The organism is Mucilaginibacter paludis DSM 18603 (assembly GCF_000166195.2).
GTDB classification, from domain to species: domain Bacteria; phylum Bacteroidota; class Bacteroidia; order Sphingobacteriales; family Sphingobacteriaceae; genus Mucilaginibacter; species Mucilaginibacter paludis.
The window spans coordinates 7,921,783-7,946,434 of record NZ_CM001403.1 but is presented as its reverse complement, the minus strand read 5'-3'; the positions used below and the strand labels follow the sequence as shown (position 1 = coordinate 7,946,434).

15 protein-coding genes are annotated in these 24,652 nt (G+C 42.3%); 12 read left to right on the top strand and 3 right to left on the bottom strand.

All coding sequences use genetic code 11. The features are described from left to right. Window positions 1-2 precede the first annotated feature (2 nt). The 5 genes from MUCPA_RS33550 to MUCPA_RS33530 all read left to right on the top strand — a co-directional run bounded on the left by MUCPA_RS33550 (window position 3) and on the right by MUCPA_RS33530 (window position 7,303). Complete coding sequence (locus MUCPA_RS33550; protein ID WP_008512822.1) at window positions 3-1,130, top strand: glycoside hydrolase family protein; 1,128 nt, start codon at window positions 3-5, stop codon at window positions 1,128-1,130. Between the two features lie 4 nt (window positions 1,131-1,134). Beyond that, complete coding sequence (locus MUCPA_RS33545; protein WP_008512821.1) at window positions 1,135-3,531, top strand: glycoside hydrolase family 2 TIM barrel-domain containing protein; 2,397 nt, start codon at window positions 1,135-1,137, stop codon at window positions 3,529-3,531. A gap of 127 nt (window positions 3,532-3,658) precedes the next feature. Beyond that, complete coding sequence (locus tag MUCPA_RS33540; RefSeq protein WP_008512819.1) at window positions 3,659-4,690, top strand: GntR family transcriptional regulator; 1,032 nt, start codon at window positions 3,659-3,661, stop codon at window positions 4,688-4,690. Window positions 4,691-4,755: 65 nt separating this feature from the next. Continuing rightward, window positions 4,756-6,327, top strand: coding sequence for a sodium:solute symporter (locus MUCPA_RS33535; RefSeq protein WP_040626796.1), 1,572 nt, complete (start codon window positions 4,756-4,758; stop codon window positions 6,325-6,327). A 37-nt stretch (window positions 6,328-6,364) separates the two neighbouring features. Next, window positions 6,365-7,303 carry a dihydrodipicolinate synthase family protein gene (locus MUCPA_RS33530; protein ID WP_040626795.1) on the top strand — a complete coding sequence of 313 codons (939 nt, stop codon included), beginning with the start codon at window positions 6,365-6,367 and terminating at the stop codon, window positions 7,301-7,303. A 388-nt stretch (window positions 7,304-7,691) separates the two neighbouring features. Here MUCPA_RS33530 and MUCPA_RS33525 read toward each other — a convergent pair whose 3' ends face one another. Continuing rightward, window positions 7,692-8,564 (bottom strand): AraC family transcriptional regulator, encoded by an 873-nt coding sequence (locus MUCPA_RS33525; RefSeq protein WP_008512813.1) that lies wholly within the window; start codon window positions 8,562-8,564, stop codon window positions 7,692-7,694. A 729-nt stretch (window positions 8,565-9,293) separates the two neighbouring features. On the opposite strand from MUCPA_RS33525, the gene MUCPA_RS33520 reads away from it, so the two are divergent. The 5 genes from MUCPA_RS33520 (at window position 9,294) to MUCPA_RS33500 (ending at window position 17,795) form a co-directional block, all read left to right on the top strand. Further along, window positions 9,294-10,913 (top strand): fucose isomerase, encoded by a 1,620-nt coding sequence (locus MUCPA_RS33520; RefSeq protein WP_008512811.1) that lies wholly within the window; start codon window positions 9,294-9,296, stop codon window positions 10,911-10,913. 12 nt (window positions 10,914-10,925) lie between these two features. Continuing rightward, a complete protein-coding gene (locus tag MUCPA_RS33515; RefSeq protein ID WP_008512810.1) occupies window positions 10,926-11,603 on the top strand; it encodes a DUF3826 domain-containing protein in 678 nt (225 codons plus the stop codon). 93 nt (window positions 11,604-11,696) lie between these two features. Next, window positions 11,697-14,849 (top strand): SusC/RagA family TonB-linked outer membrane protein, encoded by a 3,153-nt coding sequence (locus MUCPA_RS33510; RefSeq protein WP_008512803.1) that lies wholly within the window; start codon window positions 11,697-11,699, stop codon window positions 14,847-14,849. Between the two features lie 21 nt (window positions 14,850-14,870). Continuing rightward, complete coding sequence (locus tag MUCPA_RS33505; RefSeq protein ID WP_008512802.1) at window positions 14,871-16,817, top strand: RagB/SusD family nutrient uptake outer membrane protein; 1,947 nt, start codon at window positions 14,871-14,873, stop codon at window positions 16,815-16,817. Window positions 16,818-16,862: 45 nt separating this feature from the next. Then, on the top strand, window positions 16,863-17,795 hold the full coding sequence (locus MUCPA_RS33500; protein ID WP_008512800.1) for a hypothetical protein: 933 nt from the start codon (window positions 16,863-16,865) through the stop codon (window positions 17,793-17,795). An 80-nt stretch (window positions 17,796-17,875) separates the two neighbouring features. Here MUCPA_RS33500 and MUCPA_RS33495 read toward each other — a convergent pair whose 3' ends face one another. Both MUCPA_RS33495 and MUCPA_RS33490 read right to left on the bottom strand, forming a co-directional pair. Continuing rightward, the gene (locus MUCPA_RS33495; RefSeq protein WP_157544057.1) at window positions 17,876-18,775 is read right to left on the bottom strand and encodes an IS3 family transposase; all 900 of its coding nucleotides are present in this window, start codon (window positions 18,773-18,775) and stop codon (window positions 17,876-17,878) included. Then, window positions 18,697-19,218 (bottom strand): helix-turn-helix domain-containing protein, encoded by a 522-nt coding sequence (locus tag MUCPA_RS33490; RefSeq protein ID WP_008503751.1) that lies wholly within the window; start codon window positions 19,216-19,218, stop codon window positions 18,697-18,699. The genes MUCPA_RS33495 and MUCPA_RS33490 overlap by 79 nt, the downstream gene beginning before the upstream one ends. A 559-nt stretch (window positions 19,219-19,777) precedes the next feature. On the opposite strand from MUCPA_RS33490, the gene MUCPA_RS33485 reads away from it, so the two are divergent. Both MUCPA_RS33485 and MUCPA_RS33480 read left to right on the top strand, forming a co-directional pair. Next, entirely contained in the window at window positions 19,778-21,445 is a 1,668-nt protein-coding gene (locus MUCPA_RS33485; protein WP_008512798.1) for a pectate lyase family protein, read from the top strand. Window positions 21,446-21,493: 48 nt separating this feature from the next. Continuing rightward, window positions 21,494-24,652 (top strand): DUF6298 domain-containing protein, encoded by a 3,159-nt coding sequence (locus MUCPA_RS33480; protein ID WP_008512795.1) that lies wholly within the window; start codon window positions 21,494-21,496, stop codon window positions 24,650-24,652.

Here is a 24,652-nt window from a genome sequence, read left to right as displayed (position 1 = left end):
TTATGAAGAAAGCATATTTAGTATTGGTGTTAATTGGCTCGCTTTTGAGCGGCGTATATGCACAGTCTGACAAAAATAAAGTCCCGGAAAGCAGGATGAAAGAAATTTATGAGGAGGTTAAAACACCTTATAAATATGGCATGGTAATGGTGCCGGATAGCAATATTAAAAAGATAGATTGTCCAAGCGTTTTCCGTAAAGGCAACAAATGGTTCATGACCTATATCGTTTTTAACGGCCGTGGTTACGAAACCTGGATAGCTAAAAGCGATGACCTGCTGAAATGGAAAACACAAGGAAGAATTTTATCATTTACCGACACTACCCATTGGGATAACAACCAGAAAGCCGGTTATCCTGCACTGGAGGATACCAAATGGGGCGGTACTTATGAGTTGCAAAAATTTAATAACCAATACTGGCTATCCTACTTTGGCGGGCACGAACGCGGTTACGAAAAAGGCTTGTTATCCATCAGCATGGCTTCAACCGATAAAGATCCATCAACAGCGCACGAATGGGAAACCCTGGGCAAGCCGGTTTTAATGGCTACCGACAGTAATGTTAGCTGGTGGGATAATCATACCCTGTATAAAGAAACCGTGATATGGGATAAAAGCAAAACTACAGGTTACCCCTTTGTCATGTACTATAATGCCAATGGCGACAGCGTGAATAAAAAACGTGGCGCCGAGCGTATTGGTATGGCTGTGTCGAACGATATGGTAAATTGGATCCGCAACCAGAAAGATCCTGTATTAAACCACGGCGCAGGTATTACCGGCGACCCTTATATACAGCGGATTGGCGATGTATGGGTGATGTTCTATTTCGGAGCATTCTGGAAAACACATGGCGGTACCTTTAACCGCTTTGCCTGCTCTTATGATTTAGTGAACTGGACCGATTGGACAGGGGAGGACCTGATTAAACCATCTGAAATTTATGATGGCATGTTTGCTCATAAATCCTTCGTGGTAAAATACAAAGGCGTGGTTTATCATTACTATTGTGCGGTAAACAAGGCTGACCAACGTGGAATAGCGGTGGCCACCTCGAAAGAGATGGGCAAAAGCACGCTGAATTTTATTGCGCCTCCACCCGGAAAAGCAAGATCGGTAAAACAATAAAAAGATGAAACTTAAATTATATCTGTGCGCTGTTTTGTTGTTGGGCTACGCGATGGCCTTTGGGCAGGAGCACCAGGCATCACAGAATTTTAACAGCAACTGGAAGTTTTTTTTAGGTAACGATAGTACGGCCTTTCGGCCAGATTTCGACGATTCAAAGTGGCGCAAGCTAAGTTTGCCGCACGATTGGAGCATTGAAGGCCAATTCAGCGAAAAACATAGTTCAACAACAAACGAGGGTGCCTTGCCTACCGGTATAGGCTGGTATCGCAAAACATTCGCTATGCCATTGTCATCAAAAAACGAAAATGTGTTTATTGATTTTGATGGTATTTATAAAAACAGCGAAGTTTGGATCAACGGATATTATTTAGGTAAGCGGCCTAACGGTTATATCTCGTTCAGATACGATCTTACCGATCACCTGTATTTTGGTAACAAGCTCAACGTAATTGCCGTAAAGGTTGATAATTCTGCGCAGCCTAATTCGCGCTGGTATACTGGATCGGGCATTTATCGTAATGTTTGGTTGGTTAGTAAAAACGCAACCCATTTTAACCAGTGGGAAACAGTGATTACTACACCCAAAGCTGAAGGTAATGTTGCAACTATACATGTTAATACGCAAATTCACAGGGTAAACATGAAGCGAACCAGCCTTGTAACCACTATTTATGATGCAGGTGGAAAATTGGTTGGGAGCGATAGATACGATATGGATGAAGGCTGGCAGGCACAAGCGGATGTTAAAATAAAACAACCCCAATTATGGTCGGTTAACCATCCTTATTTATATCACGTTAAATTGCAATTATTGGTAGCTGGCAAATTAGTTGATAGCTATCAATCCACATTCGGCATCCGTTATTTCAAATTTGATCAGGATAAAGGCTTCTCGTTAAACGGTAAGCCGCTTAAAATACGGGGTGTTTGCATGCATCATGATATGGGTGCTTTAGGCGCGGCTGTAAATACCCGCGCTATGGAGCGGCAACTGCAAATTTTAAAGGCGATGGGTTGTAATGCTATCCGCACCTCCCATAATCCGCCCGCTCCTGAGTTTTTAGAGCTGTGTGATAAGATGGGCTTTTTAGTAATGGACGAAGCCTTTGATATGTGGGCCAAAAAGAAAAACAAATTTGATTATCATCTGGATTGGGCCAAATGGCATAAAGTTGACCTGGAAGATCAAATCAAACGCGACCGGAACCACCCGAGCGTTTTTATATGGAGCATCGGCAACGAGATCCGCGAGCAGTTTGACAGCACCGGTATCAGCATTGGCAAAGAATTAGTCGGCATCGTAAAAAAACTGGATAATACCCGCCCGGTAACCTCCGCCTTGAGCGAAAATGATCCTAAAAAGAATTTCATTTACCAATCGCACGCTTTAGATTTGGTTGGCTTAAACTATCACCAGGAAGCTTACGCTGATTTTCCGAAAAACTATCCCGGCGAAAAGTTTATCGCCACCGAAACCATGTCGGCCCTGGAAACGCGCGGGCATTACGATAAAGTATCTGATACTACGGTGCTCTGGCCTCACAATTCAAAATCCAAATTTACAGATGGAAATGCCGATCTCACGGTTTCCGCTTATGATAATGTAGCTGCATATTGGGGTACCACGCACGAAGCTACCTGGAAGATCATCAAAAAATATGACTATCTGTCGGGACTGTTTGTTTGGACCGGCTTTGATTATTTAGGCGAACCAACACCGTACCCCTGGCCGGCACGTAGTTCGTATTTCGGTATTATCGATCTGGCAGGGTTCCCAAAGGATGTGTACTATATGTACCAAAGCGAATGGACAACCAAGCCCGTATTGCATATTTTACCGCATTGGAACTGGCAGCCCGGCCAGATAATTGACGTATGGGCCTATTATAATCAAGCCGACGAGGTTGAGCTATTTTTAAACGGCAAATCCTTAGGTATCCGCAAAAAGCAGGGGGACGACCTGCACCTAGCCTGGAAAGTTACGTACGAAGCCGGTACATTAAGCGCTGTTTCAAAACTAAATGGCAAGGTTGTACTCAAAACGTCGGTTAAAACAGCTGGTAAACCTGCACGCATACAGCTCATTGCCGATAGGAGCACTATTAAAGCCGATGGAAAAGATCTGAGCTATATTACAGCCCGGGTACTGGATGAGCAGGGCAATATGGTGCCCGACGCGGATGACCTGATCAAATTTGAACTAACCGGACCGGGAGTTATCGCCGGTGTAGACAACGGTTTGCAAACCAGTACCGAGCCTTTTAAAGCCAATCAGCATAAAGCTTTTAACGGCTTGTGTCTGGCTATTATTCAGTCGGGTTTAAAGGGCGGTAAAATAATAATTAAGGCGAGCGCGAAAAATTTAAAGCCGGCCATATTAAATATCGGCAGCAAGTAGATGCTTGCTGCTTTAACTCATGGTAACATCGTATAATATCTGGAGAAATGTATATATAAAATGATGGTTTTGCCGGAGTAGCTTTATCGCGTTAAACCTAACGGCCTATAACGGGGATATTGTAGTTATGAAGCAGCAAAATTATTTTGATTTTATCAATGTAGATGGGCATTCATCAACTCCAAAGTACATACAATTAGCCAATTCCATCCAGGAAGCTGTATTATCCGGCAAAATTCATAAGGATAATTTGCTGCCTTCGCTGCACGAATTAACTTATCACCTGGAGATTTCTAAAGAAACTGCCGACAAGGGGTATAAGCACCTGCGCAAATTAGGGATTTTAGCATCTATACCCGGCAAAGGCTATTATGTTACTGATATCGAAATGGCCAGGCCTCCCAGAATATTTTTGTTAATCAATAGGTTAAGTACACGGAAAAAAAGATTCTACGACGCTTTTACCAAAACCCTGGGCGAACCGGTAACCATCGATTTTTATGTTTATAACGACGATTACCTGTTATTCAAAAAATTGATCAGCTCGCGCCGGGAAGGTTATTCGCATTATGTGATATTGCCAAATTTTGCCGACGGCGGCGAGGGTGCGCGCGAACTGATTAATACGATTCCCGAAGATAAATTAATATTAGTTGATAAGTGCGTTAACGGTATTAACCGTAGCCATGGCGCCGTTTACGAGAACTTTAAAAAAGATATCTACAAATCGCTCGAAAAAGCGCTTAAGCCCTTAAGCAAGTATCACGCTATTAAATTGGTTTTTCCTGACAATGGTTATTTCCCGGTTGAAATAAAAAACGGCTTCAATTTATTTTGTCAGCAATACGCCTTTGACCGTAAGGTAGTGAAGGATGTTAACAGCGAGGAGATTAACAAGGGCGAAGTTTTTATCTGCCTTGAAGACCATGACCTGATAACCTTGATTGAAAGAATTAAAGGATCAAAATTAGTTATAGGAACCGATATCGGGATTATATCCTATAACGAAACGCCGCTGAAAAAATTTATACTGAATGGCATCACAACCATATCACCCGATTTTGAGCAGATGGGCATTAAAGCCGCGCAAATGATTCTTGGAAACACAATGGAGAAGCTGGAGCTTGATTGTGAAATTAACCTCAGGCCATCTCTGTAACTGACCATGACTGATTCCTTAAAAAATAGAATAACCGGGCAAATCCGCCAAAGCTATAACCATCTATGAAAATGCTGCCTGTAGTCGACCTTGCTATTATTATATGTTACCTGATAGGGATGATACTGGTAGGATTTTATTTCTCCAGGAAAAACGATAGTTCCGATCAATACTCCAAAGCTTCGGGGTCAATCCCCGGCTGGGCCATCGGGCTGTCTATTTACGCCACATTTTTAAGCAGCAATACCTTTTTAGGCGTGCCAGGTAAGGCCTTCGGCACCAACTGGAACGCTTTTGTGTTTAGTTTATCCATGCCTTTGGCGGCTTGGGTAGCGGCAAAGTATTTTGTTCCCTTTTACCGTAATACAGGGCAAATATCGGCTTATACCCATCTGGAAAAACGCTTTGGCCCATGGGCGCGTACTTACGTGGTAGTTTGCTTTTTGTTTACCCAACTGGCGCGGATGGGTTCTGTTTTTTTCGGTATAGCGCTTAGCTTGCAAGCCTTAACTGGCTTTTCCATGCAAATTATCATGGTTGTGATGGGGATCTCTATCATCATTTACACGGTACTCGGTGGTATCAAGGCCGTCATCTGGACCGAGGTTGTGCAGGGGATCATTAAAACCTTAGGAGCCATTTTAATTATCTACCTTATTGTTACCAATATGCCCGGTGGGGTTTCTAAAATTATCGATATCGGCAATAGCGCGCATAAATTCAGCCTGGGCAGTTTCAAGCCCGATTTTACCAAATCAACCTTTTGGGTAGTGCTGCTATACGGTTTTTTTATCAACCTCAATAACTTTGGGATGGATCAAAATTATGTGCAGCGCTACCATACCGCAAAATCCTCAAAGGCGGCATCGCGTTCGGTATGGTTGTGCGTATTGATCTATGTGCCGGCGTCGTTCCTGTTTTTTATCATCGGTTCGTGCCTGTACGCCTACTATAGCGTTCATCCCGAACTGATTGAAGTAATTAAACACCAGGCAGCTATCGAACGGCTCCCGGTAAATGCTACAGCCGCGCAAATAGCCAACATGGCAGCTCACCTGCAACCCGCAGACTACGGCGATAAGGTGATGCCACACTTTATGGTTACCAAAATTCCGGCTGGTTTAGTGGGGCTAATTGTTTCGGCCATACTATCAGCAGCCATGAGCACCATCAGCTCTGGCATGAATTCCTCGGCTACTGTTTTTACGGTCGATATTTATAAACGCTATTTTAAGCCCGGCGTTAACGAAAGGCAAACACTCAACCTGCTGCACATCGCTACCGTAATTTTCGGCATCCTGGGTATGGGTACCGGGATAGCGATGATAGGCGTAAAGAGCATTTTAGATATCTGGTGGCAACTTTCAGGCATATTTGCAGCCGGGATGCTGGGGCTATTTTTGTTAGGCATCATCAGTAAACAAACCCGTAACCACGAGGCTTTGATAGCATCTATCATTGGCGGTATCATTATTTTGTGGATGACGTTCCCCAACATCATACCGGCTGAATACCCAGCCCTGCGCAGTTCGCTGCATACCAACATGATTATTGTTGTAGGCAGCTTATCCATTTTTTTAATAGGGATTTTACTTACCAGGCTCAGAAAATCAACAAGCAGTACAGCAGCATCATAACTCAATGGCTGGATCATTGAAATTGAACACAATAACTATGGAACAAAAAGAAAAAGGCTTTATCCCTGTAATGTTAACCCCGTTTAAAGATAACGGCGAAATTGATTACGACGTTTTAACCAAACTTACGGAAACCTACTTGCAGGCGGGAGCAAAGGGGCTATTTGCCAATTGCCTTTCGAGCGAGATGTTTGAGTTAAGCGATAATGAGCGTTTGCAATTGATTAAGCACGTTATTAAAATAGTAAACGGTGCAGTACCCGTGGTAGCCACCGGTACATTTGGCGGCCCTATAGCCCAACAGGCTGAGTTTGTAAAAAAAGTAAGCGATACAGGTACCAACGCCGTGATCGTAATTACTGGTTTACTGGCAGACGAAAAGGAAGCAGATGCGATTTTTGATGAACGCGTTTTTCAATTGTTCGACCTGACGGGCAACATCCCTTTAGGTTTTTATGAATGCCCCGTTCCGTATAAAAGGGTGTTATCGCCGCAGCAGTTGATCCGTTTTGTAGATAGCGGCAGGGTAATTTATCATAAAGATACCTGCCTTGATATTGAACAAGTGAAAGAAAAACTAAAAGCGGGCAATCATCATCCGGAATTTGGTTTATACGATGCTTACATGGGCCATGCTGTAGATACACTGCGCGCCGGTTCGGCAGGTTTATCCTGCATCCAGGGTAATTATTTCCCCGAGTTAATTGTTTGGCTTTGCGATAATTACGCCAATCAACACTTACAGCAGGAGGTTGGCCTGGTACAGCAGTTTTTAATTGACAACATGGATGTGATGCATAATGTATATCCCATAGTGGCCAAGTATTATTTGAACAAACGCGGCCTAAACATATCCACCTTTACCCGCAGAAACGTTGGAACATTCACCAATGCCATACAGACAAAAATAGACGGCCTGTATACCGACTATGCCAACCTGCAGAGCCAGATTGGAATAGAGGTTCAGGTATACTAAATTGTGATCGTTAATGGCAACTAATACGGTGTCTGCGGAAAGCAGGAATGATAATTTGAGCTTAAGTTAGCAGTGCGCACAGGGGGGGCAGAGTTCGTCGCATGGTGAGACACCCCCATGCAGCCGCAAGCCAAACCCGCCCCCTCCTCGAGAGGGGATCAAGATAACGTTCTTATTATCAAATAAATATAAAATAAAAGCGGCGGGCCGTGCGATTCCCCTCTTGAGAGGGGCGGAGGGGTGTGTACTATACGAGCGATTACAAAGCGCAGAGCATCTTGTATTTACATCTTTTATTTCTTAACGGATTGAGGCCTTTGCGTGAGTAGGTCATCCTTATAAAAGCCCAAATTCTTAGCTTAATAGCCCTCCCCGCGAGGTAGGGCTATTAATTTTGCAGGTACTTACGCTTATATTCCAAAGGCGTCATCCCGGTTACTTTTTTAAAGTGACGGTAAAAATTAGATACGTTGTTAAAACCGCACTCAAAACAAAGTACCTCGGTAGGTAGTTTATCCTCAATTAAAAATCTACAAGCGTGGCTGATACGGATCTCGGTCAGAAAATCAGAATAAGTTTTCTTGGTCATCAGCTTAAAATATCTGCAGAATGAGGTGATGCTCAGGTTGCCGATTGAAGCAATTTCGGCCAGGCTGATTTCTTTTTTATAATTAACTAAAGTGTACGAACAAACTTTATTCAAGCGGATGGTTTCCGATTCGTTAGACTGGTGGAATGCCTGTTGAGGTGCCGTAATACTTGTAAAATCCTCATTTTCGGCTAGTACCTTCAGGATAGAAAGAAACACCAGTATCTTGTCTAAATTGGTGGCATCAATGGCCGATTCCATCAATACCTTTAACTTTTCCCGTGCTTCTCCCTGTATCACTATCCCGTTTTTAGCACGCTCAAATAATTTGGGTAATAGATAAGTTTCGGGCAAATTCAGCAAATACTTACCCAGGCAGTCGGGTAAAAAGTGAATTACGATGGCCTCGATATTTAAATCGGGATTATGCTGAAAGTATTCTTCCTTGCATCGCCAGCAATGTGGCAGATTCTCTCCAAGAAGAACAATTTCACCTGACGAAAAATTATTGATATTATTCCCGATAAACCGGAGTCCTTCACCTTTGATAATATAATGCAGTTCCAGTTCGGGATGGTAATGCCATATCCCCCTAAAGTTAGGCTGAATATCGCGCCTGATATGAAAAGAATGCTGAGGCTTAGTGGGTACTTTTAAAAAATGGGGTTTCATAGCATTTATAAATCAAGTATTCTCAATTGGTTATAGGTAAATTGCCACGTTTGGTATCGCTCATGCGGGGCATTTCCCAAGGCTTGGTTTGCGTTTCAAATGTAATGATAATATTATACATAAAATAGGTTGTAATTAACATAAATAGCTTTGTTAAGCCCGTTTCTTTCGCGCCGGATGGCGATTTTGTATCATATACTCACTGTCTGAATTTTATCATGACTTGTTAACTGTACATTATTGGCATCGTGGTTTGCTGGATTTTTAAAAATGGGAATCGACCTGGCGGTGATAATTTACAAAACAAGTAAGTGGGGACTGAGGTATACGCTGCGGTGGTCTGAACCTAAATGAGAAGATATTTTAAAAGGCGTTTCAACAGTCTCGCAGATGAAAATTAATCAATATGTTAAAGTAGGTGTTATGCTAAGATTGTATAATAAGTTGATAACAATTCGCAGTAATACAACAAGGGGAAGATTGATATTTGTTCAAGCAAGTCTGTTTTAAAACAGCATGCATCAATTAAAATATAAACCAGCAAACATAAGCTATACATTATTGCAAAATAGATAGGTGTTAACTTTTGAAGTTAATGCGTGATAAATTATACAAATTAATCAATCCGACTCCTGTAGTATTTATGATATTTATTGCGAGTGATTGTTGCAAATATTTAATAAATAATCCGCTTTTGTTAGCAGATTAATAAAATTACAAGTTCTGAAAATGTCAGGTATACAAAAAGAAATTTTACTGGTATCAAGCGGAGATTTAAGATTAGCCGCTAACCAGATCTGTTGGGCCGAGCAGGAAAAAGCCGAGCAATTGCTTACAATTGCCGTTGATAAATTAGGATATAGCTTAAAACGCGCCCACGCTTACGACGCTGAAAAAAAGCATGGTTTTATAGACTCTCAAAAGATGGGTATTGAGGTTTTTCGCAATATCGATCCCACTAAACCAATCATCGTACTTGAAACCTTGTGGCAATATACTCACCATGTTTTGGCTGGGTTGTTCACACATCAAGGGCCTATACTCACCATGGCTAACTGGAGCGGTACTGCACCGGGCTTAGTTGGCATGTTGAATTTAAACGGATCATTAACTAAGGCCGGAGTTCAGTATAGCACCCTTTGGAGCGAAAGATTTAACGATACCTTTTTTGAAGCGGGGTTAAACGAATGGCTTTTAACTGGCTCCATTAAACATGACCAGAGTCATGTTCAAAATTTCGATACCGTTAAAATACCTCTTGAAGATGAAATGGAAGGCAGGGCGTTTGCGCGTCAGCTAAAATCTGAAAAGGCTATTATGGGTGTTTTTGACGAAGGTTGCATGGGCATGTATAACGCTATCGTTCCAGACGAGTTACTACATCCCACAGGTTTTTTTAAGGAACGTTTAAGCCAGGCTACCCTATACGCAGCGATGCAAAAAGTTAGTCGCGACGAAGCTGTGCAGGTTTTAACCTGGCTGCTTGAAAAAGGAATGAAGTTTAACTGGGGCAGCGATGATAAAACCGAACTGACCGAAAACCAAACCATAGAGCAATGTAAAATGTACATTGCGGCCACACGCATCGCTAGTGAATTTGGATGTAAAACCATTGGCATCCAGTATCAGCAAGGGTTGAAGGACCTGACCGTGGCGAGCGATCTGGTTGAAGGGCTTTTAAATAACCAAGACAGGCCGCCTGTTTTTTCTGAAACAGGGGAGGAGTTGTACGCGGGCGAAGCCTTGCCTCATTTTAATGAAGTTGATGAGTGTGCAGGTATAGATGCCTTGCTTACCTACCAGCTATGGAAACACCTGGGTATGCCTGGCGAAAATACCTTGCATGATTTACGTTGGGGAGAACATTATCAAGATGAAAATACAGAAGCTTTTGTATGGGTGTTTTTAATATCCGGCGCAGTGCCAGCCGCCCATTTAATTGATGGTTATAAAGGCGCAAGCAGCGAAAGGCAGCCCACTATGTATTTTCATTTAGGAGGTGGTAGCTTAAAGGGCATCAGCAAACCGGGCCATATCGTGTGGAGTAGGGTATATATAATGGATAATAAATTACATTGTGATATAGGCGTAGGCGAATCTGTTTTACTGCCCGAAGCCGAAACCCAGCGCCGCTGGCAAGTCACCACACCCCAGTGGCCGATAATGCATGGTGTATTAAAAGGCGTAAGCCGTGATCAGATGATGGCACGACACAAAGCGAATCATATCCACGTGGTGTATACCAACGACGAAGCCAGCGCACACAGAGCATGCCGCATTAAGGCGGCCGCAATGGCTGAATTGGGCTTGGAAGTTCACTTTTGTGGAGATATAAGTTATAAAGGATAAAACAGCGATAACATGAAGAAGACGATAAAACTATTGATAGCGGGATTGGCGCTGATAACGGCCACCCAGGTTAAGGCTCAGGATGCCGCCACCCCGGCACAGAAAGCAGCCCAATATACCCAGGTAATAACCGAGCGTTCTAATAAAATAGTGTCGGCCCTGGGCATAACAGATTCTGTAAAGTATAAAAGAGTTTTAAATGTTGTTGTAGATCAATACCGTGTGATTAACGATATCCATGATGCACGCAATGCAAAGGCGAAACAAATAAAAGAGCAGGCCGGAGCAGATAAAACCGCCGCAAACGCGCAAATAGCTGTACTGGATACCGCTGTTCAGGTGCAGTTAAATCAATCACATAACAAATACCTGGCTAAATTAAATACCAATTTAAATCCCACCCAGGTTGAAAAGGTAAAGGACCTGATGACTTACAATATTTTGCCAATTACTTACAAAGCCTATCTGGAAGAAGTATTAACGCTTACCGATGTACAAAAAGCCCAGATCAAAACCTGGTTGGTAGAAGCGCGCGAGCATGCGATAGATGCCGAATCATCAGATAAAAAACACGCCATTTTTGGTAAATACAAAGGTCGTATTAATAACTACCTCTCTGCCCAGGGATATGACATGAAGAAGGAAAGCGAAGAATGGCAAAAAAGGATCAAAGCAGCAGAAGGCAAATAATGATTAACCCCTAAAAATTATGAAAACATAAAATAAAGTTCCCTATATAAACCAATTGATTATTAAATAAATGAAACCCAAATTTAAACTATTATGAGAAAAATTCTCCTCTTGTTTTCTGTGCTGTTGTTAATGAGCAGTGCACTAAAAGCCCAAAATAGAACCATCACCGGGGTTGTCACCGACGAGAAGGGTGAAACCCTGCCGGGCGTTACCGTTCAGATTAAAGGTAGTACCAATGGTACCGTTACCGATATGAGGGGTAAATATTCTATTAAAGTTACCAATTTACAGAATGTGGTAATAGGTGTGAAATTTCTTGGATACGCCTACCAGGAAGTAAACCTTAAGCCAGGAGTAACTGTTGCAGACTTTAAATTAAACCAAACCGCTAACGCACTGAGCCAAGTTGAGGTTGTTGCAGTGGGCTACGGTACGATAGCAAAAGCTAAGGTTTTAGGGTCCGTGGCGGAAATTAAAGCGGCGGAAATTGAGGATTTGCCAGTAGCTAATTTAGGAACCTCTTTGATGAACAGGATTGCGGGCGTGGGGGTTAGTGTTGCGTCTGGTAAGCCTGGTGCAAGTACAACACTAACCTTACAAGGGGCTTATTCGGTAGCAAGTGGTAGTTTTGGTATTACTACTGATCCATTATATATAATCGATGGTTTGATTGCTCAAAAAACTGATTTTGATAATTTGGATGCCAGTTTAATCGAATCTATTTCGTTTTTGAAGGATGCGCAGGCTGCAATTTACGGTGCTGCAGCCGATAAGGGTGTTGTACTTGTAACTACTAAAAAGGGCAAGGCTGGTAAACCTCAAATCAGTTACACCGGTTACTTTGGTGTATCTGATGCTGTACAACGGCCAAAGCTGATGAGTGGAATACAATTGGCTCAAACTATTAACGATGCATTAACAGCCGCCAATGCCGCAAATACTTCAAAATTTTCTCAAGCTGATTTGGATTTTATCGCTTCAAATCCTTATGAAAGCTGGTACGACCAATTATGGCACTCCTCTCAAACCAAGCGCCATACTGTTAACGTAACTGGCGGTACTGAACGAGTTACGTTTTTTGGTGGTGGTAGTTTTTATGAAGAGGGGGGTAACTTTGGTACAACTACCGTTCGGAAGTATAACATTCGTTCAGGTATGACTGCGAAAGTTACCGACGATTTGACAGCATACATTAGCTTAAATACAAACTATGATTCAAGTCTAAGAAATACCGCCAAATCTGACAATAATGATACTGAAAATATTACATACACAGCAATTAACCAAGTAGCACCTTGGATACCGTTAAGTATTAACGGTCTTCCTACATATTGGAATGGGCCAAGTGCTGTCGGCGGGGCATTTAACCCACTGGCTTATTTTAATAACAATAATTATACGAGAACCAACAACCAATCATTAAATCTTAACTCGTCGATAGAGTATCGTCCGCATTTTATTAAAGGTTTAACTGCAAAAATTCAATACGGAAAAAACAATTACTCAACCGATGGAAAGAATTATTATTCAACCTATAATACCTATCAATTTACCTCCACAGGACAAAATGGTGCTTTATATAGTTTGCCATATACCAGTGTTAAAACTATCGCTAACAATGCTCAAATATTTTTAAGCAGCGGCTCAACAAGCCAATATGAGTTGATCGGCTCTTTGAATTATGCCCGTACGTTCAAATCACATAATTTTGATCTTTTATTTGTTGGTACACAAAATGAATCAACACAAAATTCTTATCAGATATACCGTACCAACCAACAAATACCAGGCGTTGATCAGTGGTTTGCTTTTGATCCAAGTACAACTACATCACAAACTGTTAGTACTGTAGAGAGTGGTAACATAGGTTATGTAGGCCGTTTAAATTATGATTATAAAGGTAAATATCTTGTGCAGTTGATTGACCGTATAGATGGATCAGCAAATTTTGCTCCCGGTAAACGTTTTGGTTCATCTCCCGCCGCTGCGATTGGTTGGCGTGTAAGTGAAGAAGATTTCTTTAAGAAGTATTTGGGAAAATATATCAGTTCGTTTAAAGTGAGGTATAACATAGGGGTGACAGGTGATGATAGGGTTAATGCGTTTTTATATAAAGATAGATTTACAACTTATTCAGGAACAACATTATATGGTTCAACAGTGGCTAATGGCTTAACTGGCAATATTCTTCCTAACCCTGATATTACATGGGAGCATAGTCGCGCCCAAACCCTTGGTTTTGATGTTGGTCTTTTCAACGATAAATTAACAATTACAGCGGAGGTATGGAGTAAACACTACTATGATGGCTTAGTTAATATTTCGGCAACCACATATCCAGCAACCCTGGGTGTGAGTGGTGCTCCTATCAACTACAATGAGGCTAATACCTGGGGAGAAACTTTTACAGTTGGATATGCTACTCAAGTTAGTAAAAATTGGGGTATTAACGCAAATATTAATTTTGGTTGGGGCAACAGCCAGCTTACTAAGGCACTTTATGGGCCTGCGCAGTTAGGTGTCGTTAATCAAGACAACTTGATCACGCTTGGTGAGTTATCCAATACTTATAACGGCACCAATTATGGTTTAATTGCTACAGGTATAATTCGTACTCAAGCCGAGTTAAATGCGATTCTGGCGAAAAACCCGAACTACACTATCGACGGTAAGGTTCCGCAAGTTGGTTGGATGAATTATAAAGATATCAACGGCGATGGTAAAATTGATGAAACATCAGATCAGACATATATGTACGATAGTACTGCTCCAATTTTTTCATCAGGCATCACTTTAGGGGCCACATACAAAGCATTTAAGTTTAATATAAATATGTTTTTACAATTAGGTGGCAAAGTTACAGTTCCTGACAGGACCGCGCCAGCCAGTGCGACCAGTAACTCGTCTCAAAGCCTTAACCAGCCATTCTTCTGGGCCGATCATTGGACACCATCAAACCCTAATGCCGCATATCCACGTTCAGATTCACCGTTAATCAATGATAATTCTACTTTCTGGATACGTAGCGGTACCAGATGGTACATCAATAACGCATCTTTATCATACGCTTTACCAAAAGCTTTGGGAGATAAGTTCAAAATACCCAACTTGAGATTCATATTAACTGGTCAAAATTTGTGGACCATTATTAATCCTTATAATTATAAGGATGTAAGACAGAGTGGTTTATCATATTATCCAACACTCCGTACGTATTCTCTGGGCGTTAATTTGTCGTTGTAAAAATTATTAAAGTTATTTAATATGAAAAAAAGATTAATAAAGCAAGCACAAATAGTTTTGGCGTTTGCGTTAATATGTGTGGGATTTGTGGCATGTAAAAAGAGTGTGCTTGATAAAGCGGATCAAAACGGAGTAGATGTTGCGGTCGTTTGGAGTAATCAATCAACAGTTAACGAATATCTTAATGCTTTATATGATTTGGCTATGCCTAACTGGCCAACCCCTGGTTCACTTCATAACACAAGTGACGAATTAGGTAATGCAACTTTATCTATTTTAAATGGAACCTTAACTGGTAGCACTAATGAAGTTACAGATATTTATACAGCTAACAAGGAAGCTAATATTAATGGCGGAGGCGGTGATGTTTATTATTTAATTTACCGTTGTAACAATGCAATTAAAAATCTTGGTGCTAATAGTTCCTTAAGTAGCAGTGCTGCAGCTCCACTTAGAGGGCAGTTTTATTTTTTCAGAGCTTACATCTATTTTTTAATGGTTAGAATATATGGAGGTGTTCCCCTGGTCTTAGAAACACAAAATCCGGCAAATGGCATTCCGTCACTCTATGTGCCAAGATCTAAATCCAGTATTTGTTTTACGCAGATACAATCCGATCTTGATTCGGCAGCTGCTCTTTTACCTGCAACATGGACATTGTCAAGTGATAACGGACGTATTACACGGGCGGTAGCTATGGCTTTTAAAGGTAAAGCGGCGCTTTATTGGGCGAGTCCGCAATTTAATCCCAATAATATCATGAGTCGCTGGCAGGATGCTTATAATGCCTGTAAGGCGGCGTATGCTCAGGCGCAGACCGATGGTTATGCTTTATACCCAGCAACAAGCGGCGGCTTAGGTAACGTATGGATTGACGAAAGCGCAAATAATAAAGAACGTATGATGTGGCGTTCTATAGATGCCACGGTTGTTAGCCCCGCACATGGTACCAATAATGAAAACATAACCAGGCCTGTTTCCGAAACAACCGGCGGCGGCGGTAGTAACCAGCCGACATGGAATTTGGTGCAAGCTTTCCCTATGGCAAATGGTTTGCCAATCACCGATCCTAATTCGGGTTATGATGCTACACAGTATTGGTTAAATCGCGATCCACGCTTTGCCCAAACTATAGCCTATAATGGCCAAATCTGGAATTTAAGTGGTAAAACTAACCGCCATGAATGGACTTATCAGAATATTTCAACGATAGGCGGAACATTTTTAGATGATGCCTCCAAGCCTAGCGTTACTGGTTTTTATTGCCGTAAAATATGTAATCCGTCTATAACAGCTGCACAAGCTGCATATAGTTCAAATACTAGTGGCGGTAGTGGTATGGATTGGATTGAGTTACGTTTTGCCGAAGTTTTGTTAAATTATGCTGAATGTGCTAATGCAATTGGAAACCTTAATGAGTGTGAGGGGCTGATAGCAACGCTTCGTGCAGCGCGTGGTTTTGCCGCCGGTAGCTATAACTATGGTATGGCAAATCTTACAGGAGGACTTAGTGGCACAATGCCTGCATTTTTATTAACCGAGCGTCAAATAGAGTTTGCTATGGAAGGTAAACGTTATTGGGATTTACGCAGAACGCGCCAGTATGATAAGTTATCAGGTACAGCGTTAAGGGCGCTTATAACAACTGTAAATTATAACGCCGCTACTTTCCCATACGTAGCAGGTGCTGCTAATAATAAAAATGTGGTTTCTTCCGCTATATATATGGACATAGCTAATTCCACGGGTTCTCGTGTTTGTGATACCCTTAATGTAAATAACAAGGCAACTTATACTAAGTTCTTTACAGCCACGCCTACCAACTTAACATACAGTGGCGGGTCAGGCGTTATAAATTATCCAACCACTTATTATTTTTATCCGTTACCTCCTAATTTTTTGCAAACGAGTCCGGCGTTACAGCAAACTATTGGTTGGCCTGGAGGATCATTTGACCCATTACAATAATAACGTTAATGAACCTATTATAAATCTCATTAATTACGCAAAAAAATGAAAAGAGAATCCATTATATACTATATAGCGCTCCTTATGGTATTAGTAATAGCATCAAGCTGTGTTAAAGTGGAGCCTAAATTTAATAGTAATAATCTTACCGTTACTTTTAATAATGCCGGGTCTAACTACGTAATCGGTAATAAAACTGTAAATGGTAAAGATAGTCTTAATTTTAGCTATTCGGGAACTTGCACCACACCAATTACCTATGTAACGCTTACAAAAAATGACACAGAAGTAGGCCGTGACTCGATTAAAACAGGCGACAGAATGTCATTTACAAATTTGGTAAAAAAGCTGGTTGCAGATACTATCCCAGGCAGTTACATTTATAGGGTTGTAGCCAGAGATAAGTCTAATATCTACTTAGGCTCAAGTAACAATATTATTATTACTGTTAACTCTGATATGACGTTTATAACGAATAATAGGGTGTCTGTACCTGATACTACGGCTAAAACCAATAAAGCATATTTTAACATTGCTACACAGACTGCATACAGTTACTCCGATATAACTGCTGGAAACAACAGTAACGTTATTGACTTCGGTTATTTTTGGGATCCTACAATTGCATCAGGTACTACTGTAAAGGGGCATACTATTTATAATTTAAACCTATCGCCGATACCAAGTGCGATCACGATGTATAATACTAGCACCTTTACTAAAAATGCGACTCAATTTAAAGTTGTTACCTCTCCAATAACATGGACAAGCCTTAACTCTGGTGCAACACTAAAAGCGCTTGGTGCCACCACCTTTAAAACAGCTTCGGCAAACTCTGTTACAGGGCTTGCAGCGGGTAGCGTTTTCTTGTTTAAAACAGCTGCTGGGAAATATGGAGCTATCAATGTTACATACGTAAGTGCTGCAAGCGCATATGCAACTACTTACATGAATTTCGATTTGAAGATCGCCAATTAAACAATTAAAGTTTTAAATTGAATAAAAATGAGGCTGTCTCAAAGCTGGTGTGACCCCAAAAAGTTGGACAGTTTACAAAATTAAGTTTTTTGTACGAGAGCTCGGTATTCCACCGGGCTCTTTCCATTTAACCTGTTTTTTATTCTTTCATTGTTATAGTAATGAATGTATTCTTTTAACGAAGTTATAAATTCTTCCGCAGTTTCAAAGCTCTGTTTGTACAGTAATTCTGTCTTTAAGATCCCAAAGAAGCTTTCGGCCAAGGCATTATCCAAGCAGTTTCCCTTTCTGGACATGCTTTGAATAATTCCATGTTTTTCCAAAGCCTTTCTATATCCATAATGTTGATATTGCCACCCTTGGTCAGAGTGAAAAATAAGTCCCCTTATATCTTTCACTTTATCAAAAGCCTCATATAACATTTCATCTATCATCTGCATATTTGGAGATTTTGAAATACTATAAGAAATGACTTCCCCGTTGAACATGTCAATTATAGGAGATAAATAGATCTTCTCCCCTTTAATGTTCATCTGAGTGACATCCGTAGCCCATTTCTGATTAGGCAGATTTGCCTCAAAATCCCTTTCAAGTACATTAGGGGCAATTTTACCAACCTCACCTTTGTATGAGCGATAACTTACTTTCCTGATATTGCATTTTAGGCCTAATGTTCCCATCAATTTTTGGACAGTCTTGTGATTTATGCTATAACCCCGGTTCTTCATTTCGGCGGTGACCCGCCGATAACCATATCTGCCTTTATGCAAGTGGTATATACTTGCGATCTCTTCTTTTTCATGCTTGTATTTATCATCATTTAGGCGCTTGCGATGATAATAAAATACAGAACGAGCCATCTGTTTGCAATCCAATAGAATTGAAACATCATGTTCGGGCCTTAGTTCTTCGATGGCTTTTGCCCACTCATGCGTTCGCGGGCTTCTTTTTCCTTGACTAAGGCCGTGACTTTTTTTAATAGTGCGTTCTCCGCCCGCAAACGGCTATTTTCCGCCTGGAGCTTCTCTACTTCTGTTTCAGGTTCAAGCTTCTTTGATCTTCCCATGCATTTAGGTGGTCGTCCAGGATTCTTTTGCTGGTATAGTACTGCATATCCCTCAACCCGTACTGATCTTACCCAGCGCTCTAAAGCAGTCTTGCTTAATCTATATTCCAGAACAACCTGATTTAAAGGTACTTTTTTTTCTATGACAAGCCTTACAACTTCTTCTTTGAAATCAGGCGTGGGCTTGACGTTAGGTTGTTTGAGCAGCCCACTTTCGCCATAAAGATCATATTTCCGAACCCATTCCAATATCATGCCTTCACGGATATGGCGTTCGCGGGATATCCGTAGAATCGGCTTTCCCTTTCTTACTTGAGAAACTACATCAAGTTTCTCTTCAAATGTGTGCTTTGACATAAATAATAAACCCCAAAAGTTTTTGTCTAACTTTTGGGGTTCACTTCAAGCATGAGATCAGCCTCATTTTTATTTTGCTCTACCACGTCGAGCGCCTATTTTCGTATAGAATTTAAGAAAAGGTAATTTTACTTTGATACAGCCTTTTTTGATTTTAATACCTTCATCATCTTCATATAAGTATTAAAATCGATTGGTGTTATATAATGTTAACACATTTATTTAGAGCCGAAGTTGGAAGAAAGGTTGCCGATAGGCTTTCGTTGTGAAGATAGAAGGCCTTTTCTTTGAAAATGTAACATATTTGCGACTTAATAGCTAATTTAGGCCAATTAAGCCGCCAAGATAATATTGTATAAAACCTTGCGAACATTCTATATGAAATAGTTGGCTTTACGATGCATATTTGAATTAAATATAATTGCTAACCGATATTTATTGCCTAAAGTCTAAAAAAGTAATTTATTGTACAGATGCTTAGCCGGAGTATAAAAGCTTTAATGGCGATATCCTTGTATGGTATTTAGGTAGTAGCGTAAATTATAACAAGATCACAAACATGAAAAAAATTGTTCTGCCGTTTTTATTTTCAGCCGCGCTGTTATCCGCTCGTTCTGCCTGGGCTCAATATCCCCAGGAGCCTAAGGAGCTGCATGATGCCGCAGCGGCCATGATGAAAGAAAATCAACGCAAGTCTGACTCTGCCTGGGCCGTGGCCCTGCCAAAGGTGCAATACGATCAGAAACATGGCAAACCCTATGTGCCATGGGCAGCCCGTCCAACGGATTTGCCGCAGGCAAAAATATTAGCCTTCCCGGGTGCGGAAGGTGGTGGCGCTTACAGCTTCGGCGGCCGGGGCGGTAAGGTATATGTAGTTACTAATTTGAACGATAGCGGCCCAGGCAGTTTACGCTGGGCTTGCGAACAAGGCGGCGCACGTATTGTAGTGTTTAACGTTGCGGGTATTATCCGCATCAAAACTCCCATCATTGTACAGGCACCGTATATTTCCATTGAAGGCCAAAGCGCTCCCGGTGACGGTGTTTGCGTAGCGGGCGAATCTTTTTGGGTGAACACACATGATGTGGTGATCCGCTACATGCGTTTCCGCCGTGGCGAAACTAACGTAGCCCGTCGTGACGATGCCCTTGGTGGTAACCCGGTAGGTAATATCATTGCTGACCACGTATCTGCAAGCTGGGGATTAGACGAAAACTTTTCGATGTACCGCCACATGTATGATGCAGGCATTGGCGAAAAGGAAGAAAAACATGGTACCGCTAATATCACTATCCAAAACTGTATTTACTCTGAAGCCTTAGATTACTGGAATCACTCTTTCGGGAGTACTACCGGTGGCGAAAATAGTTTGCTGATCCGCAACTTGTGGGCAGATAATACTGGCCGTAACCCGTCGATTGGTTGGAACGGCGTTTATAACTTCGTTAATAACGTGGTGTTTAACTGGCACCACCGCTCCATGGATGGTGGCGACTACACAAGTTTATATAATATCATCAACAACTATTTTAAACCGGGACCGGTTACACCTAAGGACCAACCGGTGGGCCATCGTATCCTGAAACCGGAATCGGGCAGGAGTAAAATGAAGGAAAAAGTATTTGGCCGTGCTTATGTTAACGGTAACATCATGGAAGGCTATCCTGAAGTAACTAAGGATAACTGGGCCGGAGGCGTACAAGTTGAAGGTGAAGGCGGTAAGGAATTGCCGGATGCAGGCCAATATAAAGATTACATGTATTCTGATAAACCTTTCCCGTTGCCACCAGCGCCAATTACCATATTACCTGCACAACAAGCATACAAGTTTGTAGTAGAAAACGCGGGTGCCACATTACCTGTTCGTGATGCCGTTGACAAACGTATTACCGAGCAAGCCCGTACCGGCAAAATCACTTATAAAGAGATGCAAACCGATACTGATTTTCAGTTCAAGGTACGTAAGCTTCCTAAGGACTCGTACAAATTGGGTATCATCACGGCTCCATGGCAAGTTGGCGGCTACCCCGAATACAAAGGTACTCCTTATAAAGATGCCGACAATGATGGTATACCTGACGCATGGGAAACTGCTCATGGCTTAAACCCTCATGATGCTTCAGATGCTACCAAATTAGCTAAAAATGGTGGAGGCTATACCAATATTGAAGTCTTTTTAAATACCATTGCCGCCAAAGGCGAAAAACCGCTGGCTGCATATAAATAAAATTAGTGAGTCGTTCTTGTACCACAAATTCAATTTAACCTGATCAATATGTTTCTTCAGCAGAAACTTAAGTACATCATCAATTCCTGCTTCTTAGCAGGAATTTTATTATTAGATGTATCCGTTGCACAGGCGCAAAAAGCGCCAAAGCAAGCTAAACCACTACCACCGGTTGCCGAGGGGGAAGGCGGCAGGCTGGTATACGCTCCGGACGCTAATGGCGACCGTATCCCCGATTTTTCCTATTGCGGATATAGGGCTTCAGAGCAGGCCATCCCTAATGTACCCATCCGTGTGGTAGTCCCGGTTAAAAAGGGCGATGCCACCTTGCGCATTCAGTCGGCAATTGACTATGTGGCCTCTTTACCTGCCGATGAAGACGGTATAAGGGGAGCCGTATTGTTGGAAAAGGGCAAATACGATGTTCTGGGAAGTTTACTGATCCGTAATTCAGGAGTTGTTTTACGTGGAAGCGGCAATACCCTCGAAGGAACTATCATCGTTGGCGGAGGAAAGGATCGCGAAACACTGATCAGGATACTCGGAAAAAAGGATAAGAAATTAGAGGGCCAGGTTAAGATAACCAACGCCTATTTACCGGTGAACTCCACCGAGATAAAGGTTGCCGATGCCGCTAAGTTTAAGGCTGGCGATATGGTAATCATCACTCACCCCACCACCCAGGCCTGGATAGAAAAATTGGGCATGGTTACATTTGGTGGAGGAATATCTTCGTTGGGATGGAAACCCGGCGACCGCGAAATTTATTGGGACAGAAAAATACTTGCTGTTAAAGGCGATGTATTAACCTTAGATGTGCCCCTAACCACAGCGCTTGATTCTGCTTTTGGCGGTGGCACAGTAACGGCTTACCATTGGCCTGGCCGCATCAGCCAGGTAGGGGTTGAAAATTTGCAATTGCGTTCTTATTATGACGAAGCAAATCCAAAAGATGAAGCACATCGCTGGATGGCAATTACCGTCGAGAATACCAGTGATGCCTGGGTAAGGCAAGTTGTGTTTAAGCACTTCGCCAGCTCTGCCGTCAATGTTTTAGAAAGCAGCCACCGCGTTACCGTTGAGGATTGCAAATCGCTCTCGCCAACATCCGAAATTGGGGGTCAGCGTCGTTACTCGTTTACTACCACAGGCCAGCAAACACTTTTTCAGCGTTGTTATTCCGAGTTTGGTTATCACGATTTTTCAGTGGGAATTTGCGCCCCTGGCCCAAACGCATTTGTGCAATGTAACTCATGGCAATCGGTTAGTTTTAGCGGGGCGATAGATAGCTGGGCGTCAGGTGTATTATTTGATGTGGTGAATATTGATGCCAACAGGTTAAGTTATGCCAACCGCGGACAGGATGGGCAGGGCGCAGGATGGAGCGCTGCCAACAGTTTATTTTGGAACTGTACCGCCGCTATAGTGGATTGCCCTAAACCACCAACCGCTCAAAACTGGGCTTTTGGCACCTGGGCGCAGTTTCAGGGAGATGGCTACTGGAGCGATTCTAACAATAGCATCAGTCCGCGCAGTTTTTATTACGCACAACTGAGCGATCGTATTGGCAAAGATAGAGCTTTGGCATTAGGTCAGATCTTTCCTTTAAATACCAGCGCTTCCAGCAGCCCGACAGTAAAAGAAGCCGAAGAACTGATTGCCAGATATAAAAAGCCTCAGCTGCATTTAACTGATTGGATAGACCAGGTAGCGACACGCAATCCTATCCCGGTAAACGGCGCAGGTGTAAAAACTATCGACCAAATAGGCGTAAAGCAACCGGAAGCACCAAAGCAGGCCGCGCCCATGCAGCTTGTTAACGGCTGGATAGTAAGGGGCAATGCCGTTTTAACCGGCAAACATTACGATTCGCCCTGGTGGATGGGCAATACCCGGCCTGAGTTTATTAAAACAGCCAAACCGTCTGTAACCCGGTATGTACCCGGCCGCACAGGCACCGGCTTAACAGACGACCTGGATAGCATGACCAATAAAATGGTTAATCAGCACGTGCTTACTTATGAGCACAACTACGGTTTATGGTATGATCGCCGCCGCGACGATCATGAACGTATCCGCAGGATGGATGGCGAAGTATGGCCACCCTTTTACGAACTGCCTTTTGCCCGCAGCGGCCAAAGCAGCGGCTGGGATGGCTTAAGTAAATACGATTTAACCAAATACAACACCTGGTATTGGGGCCGCTTAAAGAAATTTGCCGACCTGGCCGACGAGAAAGGCTTGGTATTGATCCATCAAAACTATTTCCAGCATAATATTATCGAAGCGGGTGCTCACTACGTTGATTTCCCGTGGCGCACGGCTAATAACATCAATAACACAAGTTTCCCCGAGCCAGTTCCGTTTGCCGGCGATAAGCGCATTTTTATGGCCGAACAGTTTTATGATGAAAAGGATCCGGCTCAAACCAAACTTCATACCGCCTTCATTAGGCAATGCCTTGATAACTTCAAGGATAACTCGGGCGTAATCCAGTTACTGGCTGAAGAATTTACCGGCCCCCTTCATTTTGTACAATTCTGGGTGGACAACATCAAGACTTGGGAGGCCGACAATAATAAAAAAGAGATCATCGGTTTAAGTACGACCAAAGATGTTCAGGATGCTTTGTTGGCTGATGCTGCAAGGGCTGCAGTTATCAACGTAATTGATGTCAAATACTGGCATTACCAGGCCGATGGTACAACCTATCAGCCTGCTGGCGGCCAGAGTTTGGCTCCGCGCCAGCACGCAAGGCTTTTAAAACCAAAGCCCGCTTCTTTCGAGCAGGTTTACCGTGCTGTTAATGAGTACCGTATCAAATATCCAGATAAGGCGGTCATTTATTCCGCAGATGGTTATGAGGCTTATGGCTGGGCAGTGTTTATGGGGGGCGGCTCTTTGGCCAATATCCCGGTTATCGCCAATCCTCAGTTTAATATTGATGCTTCATCGATGAAATCGATCGATATGGGCGCTAAAGGGCAGTATGCTTTGGGCAATCCTGAAAAAGGTTACATTGTATATAGTACATCAGATAACATCCATTTAAATTTGAGTAACGCCAAAGGCAGCTTTGTAGTAAGATGGATAAACCCACGCGATGGGCGCGTTATTAAGCAGGATGGAAGCATCAGCGGCGGCAAAGAGGTCGATTTAAAAACTGTACAAAACGGTCCCGTTATTTTATGGGCCTCACGTAAATAA